The organism is Nostoc sp., from assembly GCF_036919575.1.
In the GTDB taxonomy this organism is placed as follows: domain Bacteria; phylum Cyanobacteriota; class Cyanobacteriia; order Cyanobacteriales; family Nostocaceae; genus Nostoc.
Genome location: NZ_JBALBY010000051.1, coordinates 34,750 through 47,834, shown reverse-complemented (window position 1 = coordinate 47,834; position 13,085 = coordinate 34,750). Strand labels below are relative to the sequence as shown.

Here is a 13,085-nt window from a genome sequence, read left to right as displayed (position 1 = left end):
TTTGCCTTTTAAAGTTAGTCCAAAAGAAAGTTAAATATCTCATTTATAACTATATGTTCAGCATAATTGCTGGTAAATATTTCCCAATTGTTCCTTTTATTCTTGGTTAAGAGTAGCTAATTTTCTCAGCGATCGCTAGTTGATCTGAGCGCGACAAATATGTATGTAAAAATACTTAGTTATTTTATCGAAACAGAATTCAGGAGGGGAGCAATCCCAAGCTTCGCTTCTGAATTCTGAGTCAAGCATCTCTGCATCCCATTGATTTAAAAACAGATCCTCGGATTACTGATTGGGATGAAGCTTATCGTCAATTTGGCTCAAATTTCAATAAATTCATCCCGGCTCATCGGAATTTACTGAAACGAGTTCAAAAACCAGGCACATCTATTCCTTTTATCAATAAGGTGGTTGCAATTATGAATATCAACTCTATCCGAGATGTGATTCCTGTAAGAGGAGATGATTTAACAAGTGCAGGAACTCTCTTAGAACTGCGTTATAGCAATGGTAATGAACGCTTTACTCCCATAGGATTACCAGAAACCATTGAAAATCCTGATGTCGGGGAAGTAATTTATGTTGCTGTTGATTCAGGAGAAGTAATGTGTCGTCGCTGGAATTGGCGCAATGGACTAGGACTTACGCAAAACCACACGCCCTCTGGGGCAATTCATGAATTGCCCTAAGAAGAAAATAAGGGTTTCGGCTATTGTTTGCGTAAGTCCTGCTAGAGATAGAAAACTTGGTTTTAAGCCTCGCCCGATGTTAAGCGGCTTAGTTTCCCCACTCATCTTGGTAGGCACAATTCATGAATTGTGCCTACCTCATTTTCAGATGTCTTCTCTACTTGCTAAAAGCATCCTTGATGTTTTCAACGGTGCGTTCAACAGCATTCTTTGTCTTGTCTACTGCTTTTTTAGTCCGACTGGCGTCTTCGTCTGCTCTTTCCTGAATTCGAGCCGCATCTCTCTTAGCTTTGCGCTCAATAAAGCTACCATTGTCTGTTGCTTGATCAACTTTACTTGCGTTGCTCTTGGCAGCTTCCTTAACTTTATCTTTTGTATCTTCGATGAAATTTTTGGCTCGTCCAGCATCTTCACTGGTTTTTTCTTGAACTTTATCACCTGCATCTGACGATGCAATCAAGGTTGCAATAGGATCAGCCATTGCTGAGGTGTTTGAGAAAAATGCACCTTGCCAAACGAAAGCGATCGCTAACATACAAAACAGTGTTGTAGCCATCCAGTGTTTTACGGTGGAAAACTGTTTTGTAAAATAATTCAGTTTCATAGAATACAGTCTCATGTGATTTAGTATACTATTTTTACTTCATTTAGCTGATTTGCCATATCGTTCCCTAGATAGAGGTTTTTGCGTCATAAGTTGTTAAAGGAATTCACTATTTAGATAGATTGAATTTTGAGTAAAGATTTTTTCTCTAGTAATCAAGGAGCGAATTAAAAAGTTTAGAGCTTTTGACGTTCCACAAGATTAAGAAACAGCGTCATTGGCATCACCACGGAGAACAGCTTGAGAAAAATGGTATAGACCACGAAAGACCATCTCTGTAGAAATCAGGTCTAATGGTTGATTCAAAGCGCTAGCAAAATCATCCCTCGCGTCTTCAAGAGAAACTGCGTTGGTCGGTAGTTCGGTCGAGTAGTGGGAGCATCGCGTTCACCTCTAGCAATCCCTGCCCGAATTGTTATTGCTCTTTGTCAGCATGACTATTATACGCTTTGAAAATAATTCATTTGTTTGCGATCGCTCCTTTATGATTTACTCCATTGCGTAGGCGTAGATTGCTCAAACTGTTCTTTGCTAGGTTCCTAAACACTCAAAAGTTTTTAGGATGACAAGAGAGCTTTTAGTTAGATTCCTCAAAAAGAGACGGAAAGTTACGACGACCACTTACAACCCGCAGAATTTCTATACCATCATCTAGCACTTTGTAGAAAATGATATAGCCTTGCAATGATACACCTCGGAGGTCTGGACAAATTTTTGCGTAACTTTTACCGCTGTTTGGAAAGGTAACAAGTTGTTGACACTTGCGGTTGAATTCACTGAAAAATCGCTCTCCTGCTTCAAGGCTAGTTTCAGCAAAGTAGTCGCCAATTTCATTGATATCTCGGCTGGCTAGAATGTTGATGACGTAGCGACTCATGCTTGCGCCTGATGTCCTTGTCGAAACCGCTCTATAATTTGCTTTAGGAATGTCTCCCCATCAATAGGTGGCGTTTGGTCTGAAGCTAAAATCGCCGCATCAATTTTTTCTCGCACATCCTCGATCCATTCAGCATCAGCGCGATCGTATTCATCCAGTAATCTTAAAGCAATTTCAAGGGCTTCCTCTGCGGAGCGATATTTCCCAGCCTGGAGCTTGGTTTGAATAAAGCGTTCTTGGTCGGGTGTGAGACTGATGCTCATAGAAAACCTCTATTCAGATTATTCACAATTTTAAGTCAAAAAACTCACCAGAATACGGGCGGCGAGGAGCGATGTCTACGATGGTCACTGACTTGTACTGAGCGTTGTCGAATGTCTTTACCAATAACTTGAGGATCTAACGTTACGCGGCGTTGATTATGCTGATTCTAGATGAGTGACCGGAATTTTTTCGGTTCTTTCAGGGGGTTTCGCTCCAGTTGCAACAGCATGAACCGCATGAAGAATATCGGCAGAATAGTACCGATGAGGAATTGTTCATAACGTTGTGTTGGGCAGCTGGCGCTGGGCGACTTGGATTAACAACCTTAATGCCTCATTCACTGCTTCATCGTTGGGAAAAGCTTGGGCAACATCGGGATCTAAAAGTACTAGGTTCGTTTTTGTACGATATCGCTCAACATATTTACCTCTAACCCCGCTTGCCATTTGAGCGAAGTCGTACTCAGGACGTAATTCATCTTCCATTTCGTTTTCAATTTCCTTGTTCATAGAACTTAAATCTATACACACCACCTTCGCTCAAATGTATTATAAGCCTGTGCCAATCTCATGTAGGTGCTTTTGTTAAATTCAGCAGAGTTTCACAAAAATCTGATTTATTGCAATTCGTTAGTCCCGTTCTTAAATACTGAATTGAGAATTCCTTAAAGCCTGGGCGCTGATTTAAGAAAATACGATGGAAAGTAGCCTGATCGCCAGAGAGAATATAATCTTCTATGCCACCCTGACCAACATAGTTAATCCAACGTGCTTGAAACCTTACTTCTAAGAAATATAGTGTTGAGTATTGCTTCCACTCTGACTCAAGATTATTCTTATATTCGTATAAAGCATTTTTCCAAGTACCACTGGAAATTATAAATGTTGGAGAATGATATTTAATAGCATTTTCAGCCATGTGGAGTTTTTGAAGACTGAAGTAGAATCCTGCTGTTCGATCTGAAGACTTTGGTACGTAGTATTCACCTAACTTATTTAACTGGACATATATAGGGTGATAATAAGTGCGTTGTCTAGATGCAAATGGTGTTTTAGGCAGAGAATTTGCTGTGTGGTTATACCTTGTTTTGGAATTTTCTATTAAATAACTCTCTAGTTGAGACAGGAAAGGTACTAATTCGCATTTAGGCATTAATGGTGCTTGCCAATAGCGGACTCTGACACATTTTTGACCATACTCCTCAACAAGTTGCTCAAAGGCATTTTTTCGATGATGTCCAATAAAACGAGTTTTGAAACATCCGGCTTGACCAATATAAGCTGTAGGCTCCTGATCAGTGCCTACAAAATAAATACCACCAAAGGTAGGAAGTGATTTTTTATCAATATATAAAACCCAAGGAAGTTTAGTTACATCAATACGGTTAGCAGTAGCAATAACTTGAGATGTATAAAATTTAGATTTCATTGCTAGATGTACAGCTATATTGTAAAGAATTTTGATCAGCAAGTTCTATTTCTAGAATGCCCAAAATTTACTCACATATAACGTCAATACACTTTATATTGCAATACAGTTCAGTTAGAGCCAAAAGCCTTAAACTGCGTAGGTTGGTTTGAGGAACGAAACCCAACATTTTTCGAGGTTTGTTGGGTTTCACTTTGTTTAACCCAACCTATAATTATCCTTAACTGAACCGTATTGCTTTATATTGCACTCTTATTCTACGTGTGAGAAGAGAAAGAAAATCCAGTAGGTAGCAAAATAAAAAGCCCACTGATGTGGGCTTTCTAAATCAATTAAGTAACTTTACTTAACGTTTTGCCAACTTTTTCGACATCTTCCGCAGACGAATCGATTGCGGTGTAACTTCCACCAATTCATCGGCGGCGATGTATTCCAAAGCACGCTCTAGGCTCATGTCTATCGGTGCTTGCAGTTGCACCAATTCATCGCCACCAGCAGCGCGGTGATTGGTTAACTGCTTAGTCTTACAGATATTTAGTTCCAAATCTTGGGAACGAGTGTGTTCTCCCACAATCATCCCTCTGTAAACCTTTGTGCCGGGAGTAATAAAGAATGCTCCTCTATCTTCGGCATTTCTCATGGCGTAGAAGGTAGAAACGCCTTCTTCAAAGGAGATTAAAACACCTTTATTACGGGCTTCAATGTCGCCACTGAGTTGACGATAGTCTAAGAAGCTGTGATTCATGATGCCTTCACCACGAGTCATCCGCATGAATTCACCTCGGAAACCAATCAAACCACGGGCGGGAATGACAAACTCTAACTGGGTGCGATCGCCACTACCTGGCTGCATATCTTGCATTTCGCCTTTGCGTTGTCCCAAGCGTTCAATACAACTACCCACACCATCAGCAGGAATGTCTAACACCAAGAGTTCGTAAGGTTCGCAAGGTTGACCGTTGATTTCGCGGTAAATTACCTGTGGCTGAGATACCTGAAACTCGAAGCCTTCCCGACGCATGGTTTCGATTAAGATACCCAGGTGTAACTCACCACGACCGGAAACGAGGAATTTATCGGGAGAATCGGTTTCTTCGACACGCAAAGCCACGTTGGTTTCGAGTTCGCGGAATAGGCGATCGCGTATTTGTCTTGATGTCACCAACTTGCCTTCTTGACCTGCAAAGGGCGAATCATTCACCCAGAAGGCCATTTGCAAGGTTGGTTCATCCACTTTAATTAGTGGTAAAGCTTGCGGATCATTGGGGTCAGTAATCGTTTCCCCAATATAAGCATCAGCGAAACCAGCCACCGCGACAATATAACCTGCGGTTGCTTCTTCCATCTCTACGCGCTTCAGTCCATCAAAGCCCATCAATTTGGTAATTTTACCCTTGACAATAGTACCATCTTCTGTTACTAAAGCTGCTTGTTGTCCTGAGCGGATAGTACCGTTGTGAATTCTGCCAATCACAATCCGTCCCAGATATTCAGAATAATCTAGGGTTGTAACTTGCAATTGCAAAGGCTTATTGCTGTCGCCTACTGGTGGTGGAACGTGTTGCAGAATCGCGTTAAACAGGGGTTGCATATCTACCGATTCTGCTTCCAAGCTTTCTTTAGCGAAACCTGCCATACCGGAGGCAAACAGATAGGTAAAATCACACTGGTCTTCATCTGCCCCTAATTCTAAGAACAGATCCAAAACTTTATCAACAGCAATGTGGGGGTCAACTTTACCACGGTCTATTTTGTTGATAATAACGATGGGGCGCAGCCCTTTTTCTAAAGCTTTTTTCAGGACAAAGCGTGTTTGGGGCATGGGTCCTTCGTTGGCATCGACAATCAGAAGACATCCGTCAACCATGCCGAGTACGCGTTCAACTTCGCCGCCAAAGTCAGCGTGTCCAGGAGTATCAACAATATTGATGAGTGTTTCTTTGTAGCGAACTGCTGTATTTTTGGACAGGATAGTAATACCCCGTTCCCGTTCTAGGGCGTTGGAATCCATGACGCAATCCGGAACGTCCTCGCCTTCGCGGAAAATGCCGGATTGTTTGAGGAGTGCGTCAACCAGGGTGGTTTTGCCGTGGTCAACGTGGGCGATAATGGCGACGTTGCGAATTGGGAGCGTCATAAGAAGCTTTTAGTGAACTCTAGAGAGGGTTTTGAGATTTACATTTTAATGCTAGGCTGTTTTAACAGAATTAAGTATGATTAGCAAACTCTGTAAAGAACCTTTAATAATTCTAGCGTAATCGTCACAATTGCGGTGAGGTTTGTCAAGGCTGCATTGCGATCGCCTGAGTATACATCACCGTAAATAGTAAAAGTGTACTAAAATAGTATCTGTAAGTGACCGTTAAAAATAGAAAAAAATTGTAGGTTGGGTGGAGCGGAGCGCAACCCAACATCCTAATCTATGTTGGGTTACGCAAAGCCTCCACCCAACCTACGTCTACGTCTAATGCACTATTTTATCGTAGACGGTCTACTACGTGCATTTCAAAAATCAAATACTACTACTTTTAGCAGCATCCCTTCAGGTATTACGGCCTTCCAAATAAAAAAATATCCCAAAACTGACGCAAAAATCCTCTCTATTTCTCTTCTCTCTGTGTTCTCTGCGTCTCTGTGGTTCGTTTCCTTGAATAATTTATTTCTTGGAAGTCCCTTACAGTAATACCAAATAATAAAAAAACACAAAAACTATCTATCTAAAGATATAGTTTAAATGAATATCTATCTAAAGGTATAAAAGCATAATTTGTAACGAAAAGTTTTGTTTATCTACCCCTAGTGGTGAGAGCGATCGCTCAAAAGAAAGAGGCAATATACCTAACCCCTATGTCAAGCTTATATTAGTTAAGAATTATGAACACTTTGCCGAGGAGAACACGGATGGTAGCTACTTTAGATGATACCAAACGCAATGCTATTGCTGTAAAGTTAGCAAGTATCAAAGCGCTTCAAGAGTTGGTAATTGAAAATGAGAAATTGCTTTTGAAAGAAGGACTTGATGCCGAAATTGCCGATCGCATTCGGAATTTCCTCAATGATGACGAAAAAAATCTTGGTGTTCTGGAAACTGTAATTGTTCAGTATGGCATTCAGGCTGAACCCAAAAAAACTGTTACACAATTCATTGAAAAAGCTGGCGAATTGTTCAAAGGTTCCGAGTTGAGCCTGTATGAAAAAGTATTTCAGCATGAATTGCTCAAACATCAACTAGTAATAAGTGGCTTGATAGTTCACAAGGCTGCTCAAAAAGTTGGTGCTGACATTTTGCTAGCGATCGCACCTTTGAATACGATTAACTTTGAGAATCGCGCTCACCAAGAGCAACTCAAAGGTATTTTAGAAATTCTGGGCGTCCGCGAACTCACTGGACAAGATGCAGATCAAGGAATTTGGGCACGGGTTCAAGACGCTTTGGCCGCAGTCAGTGGTGTAGTCGGTAGCGCTGTTACCCAAACCAGCGACAAAAAGGATCTAAATATCCAAGATGTCATCCGCCTCGATCACGGAAAGGTAAATACCCTGTTCACCGAATTGCTGCAAAGCAACAATCCACAGAAGATCCAAGAGTACTTCGGTCAAATTTATAAGGATTTAACTGCTCACGCTGAAGCTGAAGAGGAAGTGGTCTATCCAAGAGTACGTCCTTTCTACGGTCAAGTTCAGACTCAAGAACTGTTTGATGAACAAGCTCATGCGAAGCTGGCGTTAGAGGAAATTAAGGCTCTCAGCCCATCTTCACCCCAATTCAAAGATAAAGTGAAACAGCTATTTGATGCTCTCGGCGATCATATTCGCCAAGAAGAAACCACACTGTTTGCTGCCATTCGCAACAACTTGACCACTGAGCAAAGTGAACAACTAGCTACTGAATTCAAAGCTGCTAAGACTCGAATTCAACAAAAACTCGGTGTTGTTACTGAATCGAATGTGTAGGATGCTTTCGGGCTTTCTATATCCGCTAAAAAAGGTTAGTTAAACAAAAACTCCCAGCAGATAAGCGCTGGGAGTTTTTGTTTACAAATTTTACCAAATTCTGGGGTTTTAAGTAAAGAGCAACTAACAAGTATTGACGCACTCCCCCGCATGAATGACGGGGGATTCTATTCTATTCGCCCTGGCTCTAAGTTGACACGTATGAGCTTTTTCTGTGCCGCTACCGCATGGTCTATTTACCTGAAAATATCTGTAATTACGAATTACGAATTACGAATTACGAATTATTTTGCTGACAGTATTTATAAGCGGCATAGGCCATAGTTACAACCCCGGTGATAATCGCAGATTCATCGACTTCAAATTGGGGATGGTGTAATGGGTGGTTAATGATTCTGTCTTTGTAGCCTACACCCAAGCGAAACATAGAACCGGGGGCGTGTTCCAAATACATCGAAAAATCTTCAGCACCAAGGGAGGGTTCAAGTAAGACTTGAACGCGATCGCTACTCCAAGCTTCTTCGGCGGCTGATTGTAACAATTGCGTCAGCGCGTAATCATTTTGAACGCTGGGTACACCCTGGCGATAGTTGACTTGATATTTTGCCCCGTAGGTATGGCAAACATTAGATACAATGTTTTCAATCCAGTTCGGGAGATGGGCGCGGGTTTGGGGATGGAGCGATCGCACGGTTCCCAATAACTGCACTTTATCAGCAATTATATTCGGCGCTCTGCCACCGTTAATCTTCCCAATGCTCAATACTACAGGACGCAAAGGATTCTGCGTCCGGCTGATGGCTTGTTGCAGTGCAGTAATGACTTGGGAAGCAATCCAAATTGCATCAATCGCCTCATGGGGACGCGCCCCGTGCCCAGATTCTCCCATAATCAGAATTTCTAAATCATCGGCGGCGGCTGTCAATGCGCCGTAACGCACCCCAATAGATCCTGCGGGTATAGAAGGGAAAACATGAATCCCTAATAAAGCCGAGACATTTTCCATCGCCCCATCTTTCACCATCCAGCTTGCGCCTTGGGCAATTTCCTCGGCGGGCTGAAATAAAAACCGCACTTTCCCACCCAACTCCTCTGCCACTTGGGACAGCACCATTGCCGTTCCTAACCCCACAGTGGTGTGGACATCGTGACCGCAAGCGTGCATAACACCCTCTGCGCGAGAGGCATATTCCAAATTGGTGCCCTCTTGAATTGGCAAGGCATCCATATCGGTGCGAATTGCCAATAAACGGTCATTTTGGCTAGTGCATTGCAGTTCTCCAATGACGCCCGTTTTGCCAACTCCCTCTTGTACGTGCAGACCACTGGAAGACAAAACACCAGCTACGAAGGCTGCTGTTTGGTACTCCTGACCGCTGAGTTCTGGGTGAGAGTGGATATGGCGGCGAATTTCAATTAAGCGAGGCGCTAGTTTTGCTGCTAAGTCTTTAATACGGGTAAGCATCGATTAAATTAATCTACAAGCTTTTTTCCCATGATAAAGAACTGTTAACAAAGAAAATGCTTTTGCTATACAAGCTGAGGGAGATGAGGGAGATGAGGGAGATGAGGGGGATGAGGGAGATGAGGGAGATGAGGGAGATGAGGGAGATGAGGGAGATGAGGGGGATGAGGGGGAGTGAGAATTTGAGATTTTAGACTTCGGCGTGAGCGCTCAGTCGAACGCTTTTGGATTAAAGAATTGAAATTTAATCCAAAATCGTCAATCCAAAATCCAAAATTGAATTGCCCCATGCCCACTTTATTTTGAATAACAGGTTGTGCCTCGGGTATTTTCGGGTTTAAACTCGTTACATTCTCTGAGATTTTGACGCTCTAATGACCAATCATAAGCTTTGTCGGAGGTGACGATACCATTAGCCAGAGTTGTTAGTCGGAAGTTTGCCCCCCGAAAATTGGTAAACTGCAATTTGGCATCTTTTAAGTTTGCTGCTTCTAAATTGGCGCTGATGAAACCGGCATAAGATAGATCGGCATTTTCTAGGGATGCTGATTTCAAATTCGCTCCTGTTAAGGAAGCACCACTGAGATTCGCCGAATTCAGAATCGCAGCTTCTAAATTTGCACCGGTGAGATCAGCATTCGTGAGATTAGCTTGAGATAATGTAGCGCTGCTCAAGTCAGCCCCTCGCAAATTTGCTCCAGTTAGATTCAGTTTACTTAGGTCAGCACCACTTAAATTACACCGGGGACAGGCACTTGTTGTCTTCAACTGATCTAAATCTAGCTGATTTAACGCAAAAGCCTGCTCTGCAAATCCAAAACAAGCTAACAGGGCGACGGTAGCAACAATCTTAAGTTTCATATTTTTTACAGATATCCACAAAAATGACAATTTCCGCAGATTGCGTACTGTCATACTTACATATACCACTTCTCTAAGGAAGAACAGGGATGAAGCATTGATTAAGAATCTGTAAAAATACTATGAATTCTAATGGTAAGACTACTCAAACTGAAATCTAGGCTATAGAATCGAGTCGTAACCAACTATACCGAACCAATTATAGACTACCACATATGTGATCCCCCTAGCTCGATTCAAAAGACGACTAGGGGGATCTTGTTTTTGGGTACTTGATTAATTACGGTGCGATTCGTTCAGTCTAAACCCGAAAAGGAGGACGACTGGCTTTTGTTGAGTAACCCAATTCGGGTAGAGTTCGCACTTTAATCCTCAACAAATGACAACTCACTATCCATGTAGGTGAGGACATCTAGCCGAGCTAACAAGCAAAGAAAGCTAGAGGAGAAAGGGAAACATTCAAAGGATAACTCGAATTATAACCCAATCAAAATACACCAAGTCCTACTGTCCCGGTGCGGGATTAAAAGCACACAAAACTACCAATATAAATTGGTATCCCCTACATCCGAGACTGATTATCAAAGGTGTAAAGCGGGGGTGAAAGCAGGAATAGGTGGTAATTGCTGAAAGCACCTACTGCAAGCAAGAGTCTATGGGTAGAACAAGCAAAGTGTCGTCTGAACCATCGTTAAATCACGCCAAGGGTTATAAAGCTAGTGGCATAAGCCACCCTACTTGGAACGGGAAGAACCGACAAAGGTAGAGACTATCAGGATTCGTAAACCGCGATAGCGCACCACTCATAACCTCGGTGGATAGACACGCCCTAAAGACTCAATTATGGATATTGGGAACGAAACAACCCCTCATGTTCTCCTGAAATATATAACAGGTAGGCATCAGCCATAAGACATGAAGGCGCAGGATGACTCAAGAAGCAAAAGCCTAACCCGAATTAACGGGTAATGCCTTAAAAGGGATGGCGTAACTGCCAGGATAAGCAGACGTGAGCCGCAGTGTGGGAAAGCTAGAGGTAACATTAGCGATGAATAAACCTAATTCGGATTTAGCAATAAATATCGAGGGATGGAAAACAATCAATTGGCGACAAGCCGAAAGATATGTTTTTAAGTTGCAAAAACGCATCTATGCTGCTTCCCGCCGTGGTGATGTCAAGCAATGCCGTAAAATCCAAAAGACGCTGATGAGGTCTTGGTCTAATAGGGTGTTAGCGGTACGTAGGGTAACAGTTGAAAACCAAGGTAAAAAGACGGCAGGTGTGGACGGTATTAAATCACTGCCCCCAAAAGCACGTCTCGAACTGGCAGGGCAATTAAAGCTAACTGGCAAATCCAAGCCTACTCGTAGAGTTTGGATTCCAAAACCAGGAATAGATGAAAAACGCCCATTAGGAATACCCGTAATGTACGACCGCGCACTACAAGCTGTAGCAAAAGCTGCACTTGAGCCAGAATGGGAGGCAGTATTCGAGCCAAATTCCTATGGTTTTAGACCCGGAAGGTCATGCCACGATGCGATAAGACAGATTAAAAATTGTATTCAAAACAAGGCAAAGTACGCATTAGACGCGGATATAGCCAAATGTTTTGACCGCATCAACCATGAGGCACTGCTCCAAAAGCTAAACATCAAGGGTAAAGTCAGGCAACAAATTAAATCCTGGTTAAAATCTGGGGTGATAGACAAAGGAGCATTTACTGCCACATCTGAGGGCACGCCGCAAGGTGGGGTCATCTCTCCACTTTTGGCAAACATCGCCCTCCACGGTTTAGAAAATCGGATAAAGCAATACGCGGAAACACTACCAGGAGTAAAACGGGATAACCGAACCAGCCTGAGCCTAATCCGCTATGCCGACGATTTTGTGGTTCTCCACAAAGACAAAGCCGTTCTCCAAAGATGCCGAGAAATTATCTCGGAATGGTTAGTTGGTATAGGACTTGAACTAAAACCTGAAAAAACCCGGCTAACTCATACATTCAACCATGAATTAAGTGAGGATGGTAAAGCCGGATTCGACTTTTTAGGTCATCACATCCGACAATACCCCGCAGGGAAGTACCGTAGCAGCAGAAATGGACACGGGAAAATATTAGGTTTTAACACCCTCATCACCCCATCCGCGAAGGCGAGTAAGGCTCATATTGAGGAAATCGGAAGAATCATCACAAAACATAGGTCATCGTCCCAAGCGGTTCTCATAAAAGACCTTAATCCTGTAATAAGGGGATGGACTTCCTATTATTCAAACTCCGATGCCAAAAACGTCGGAGAACTATCGAAACAAGATTACCTCATATACCTGAAACTTCGACGATGGGCAAAACGCCGATGTGGAACAGCAAAAGCAGGTTCATATAAATACTGGACTTCCATAGACGGTGATAACTGGGTATTCGCAACCAGGGAGAGGGAAGCGAACCCCCTTCGGTTACTAAAACATAGTCAATTTGAATGCAGTAGTACTGACTATGTGAAAGTTAAAGGCGATAAAAGCCCCTACGATGGCGACCTAATTTACTGGAGTAAAAGACTAGGGACACACCCCCAAATGCCTAATCGTAAGGCTAAGTTGCTTAAGCAACAAAAGGGTAAATGTCCTTGGTGCGGTTTAAGCTTCCAAGAATGGGATGTTTTAGAAGTAGACCATAAAATCCCCAGAGCATCAAGCGGCAAGGATGAATACAAAAACCTACAACTACTGCATCGGCATTGTCACGACGAAAAGACCGCATTTGACTTAATAGAAATTCGGAAAAAAGACCGCTCAAAATTCCGAGAGAAACTTTCTCAATTCTGGAATAAAACTAACTGGGAGTGGATACATGATATTCCTAATTTCATAAGTCATGCTGTCAGGAAGTCCGATATGACAAGTGGATAACATACTGAGTAGCCGTGTGCGGTGAAAGTCGCAAG

General features: G+C 42.6%; 12 protein-coding genes and 1 pseudogene. 4 read left to right on the top strand and 9 right to left on the bottom strand.

Translation table 11 applies throughout. The features are described 5' to 3' along the window. Positions 1–233: 233 nt before the first annotated feature. Positions 234–689, top strand: coding sequence for a phenylalanine--tRNA ligase beta subunit-related protein (locus V7K27_RS14645; RefSeq protein WP_334948414.1), 456 nt, complete (start codon positions 234–236; stop codon positions 687–689). 157 nt (positions 690–846) lie between these two features. Here V7K27_RS14645 and V7K27_RS14640 read toward each other — a convergent pair whose 3' ends face one another. The 7 genes and pseudogenes from V7K27_RS14640 to typA form a co-directional block, all read right to left on the bottom strand. Next, complete coding sequence (locus tag V7K27_RS14640; protein WP_334948318.1) at positions 847–1,293, bottom strand: hypothetical protein; 447 nt, start codon at positions 1,291–1,293, stop codon at positions 847–849. Between the two features lie 179 nt (positions 1,294–1,472). Next, positions 1,473–1,614, bottom strand: a pseudogene (locus V7K27_RS36500) (IS4 family transposase); the annotation flags it as partial. 256 nt (positions 1,615–1,870) lie between these two features. Further along, on the bottom strand, positions 1,871–2,170 hold the full coding sequence (locus tag V7K27_RS14635; RefSeq protein ID WP_334948316.1) for a type II toxin-antitoxin system RelE/ParE family toxin: 300 nt from the start codon (positions 2,168–2,170) through the stop codon (positions 1,871–1,873). Beyond that, positions 2,167–2,433 carry a ribbon-helix-helix domain-containing protein gene (locus tag V7K27_RS14630; RefSeq protein ID WP_334948315.1) on the bottom strand — a complete coding sequence of 89 codons (267 nt, stop codon included), beginning with the start codon at positions 2,431–2,433 and terminating at the stop codon, positions 2,167–2,169. The genes V7K27_RS14635 and V7K27_RS14630 overlap by 4 nt, the downstream gene beginning before the upstream one ends. A 276-nt stretch (positions 2,434–2,709) precedes the next feature. Continuing rightward, on the bottom strand, positions 2,710–2,943 hold the full coding sequence (locus V7K27_RS14625) for a hypothetical protein (RefSeq protein WP_334948313.1): 234 nt from the start codon (positions 2,941–2,943) through the stop codon (positions 2,710–2,712). Between the two features lie 58 nt (positions 2,944–3,001). Continuing rightward, positions 3,002–3,862 carry a hypothetical protein gene (locus V7K27_RS14620; RefSeq protein ID WP_334948311.1) on the bottom strand — a complete coding sequence of 287 codons (861 nt, stop codon included), beginning with the start codon at positions 3,860–3,862 and terminating at the stop codon, positions 3,002–3,004. A 346-nt stretch (positions 3,863–4,208) separates the two neighbouring features. Then, positions 4,209–5,999 (bottom strand): translational GTPase TypA, encoded by a 1,791-nt coding sequence (typA, locus tag V7K27_RS14615; protein WP_334948309.1) that lies wholly within the window; start codon positions 5,997–5,999, stop codon positions 4,209–4,211. A gap of 764 nt (positions 6,000–6,763) precedes the next feature. On the opposite strand from typA, the gene V7K27_RS14610 reads away from it, so the two are divergent. Then, on the top strand, positions 6,764–7,816 hold the full coding sequence (locus V7K27_RS14610; protein WP_334948307.1) for a hemerythrin domain-containing protein: 1,053 nt from the start codon (positions 6,764–6,766) through the stop codon (positions 7,814–7,816). A gap of 277 nt (positions 7,817–8,093) precedes the next feature. Here V7K27_RS14610 and V7K27_RS14605 read toward each other — a convergent pair whose 3' ends face one another. Continuing rightward, entirely contained in the window at positions 8,094–9,281 is a 1,188-nt protein-coding gene (locus tag V7K27_RS14605; protein ID WP_334948305.1) for a M20 family metallopeptidase, read from the bottom strand. 56 nt (positions 9,282–9,337) lie between these two features. Between V7K27_RS14605 and V7K27_RS14600 the strand changes: the two genes are divergently transcribed. Next, positions 9,338–9,475 carry a hypothetical protein gene (locus V7K27_RS14600; RefSeq protein ID WP_334948303.1) on the top strand — a complete coding sequence of 46 codons (138 nt, stop codon included), beginning with the start codon at positions 9,338–9,340 and terminating at the stop codon, positions 9,473–9,475. Positions 9,476–9,578: 103 nt separating this feature from the next. Here V7K27_RS14600 and V7K27_RS14595 read toward each other — a convergent pair whose 3' ends face one another. Further along, a complete protein-coding gene (locus V7K27_RS14595) occupies positions 9,579–10,142 on the bottom strand; it encodes a pentapeptide repeat-containing protein (protein WP_334948412.1) in 564 nt (187 codons plus the stop codon). 1,009 nt (positions 10,143–11,151) lie between these two features. Here V7K27_RS14595 and ltrA point away from each other — a divergent pair. Further along, on the top strand, positions 11,152–13,050 hold the full coding sequence (ltrA, locus tag V7K27_RS14590; protein WP_334948301.1) for a group II intron reverse transcriptase/maturase: 1,899 nt from the start codon (positions 11,152–11,154) through the stop codon (positions 13,048–13,050). The last annotated feature ends 35 nt before the right edge of the window (positions 13,051–13,085 follow it).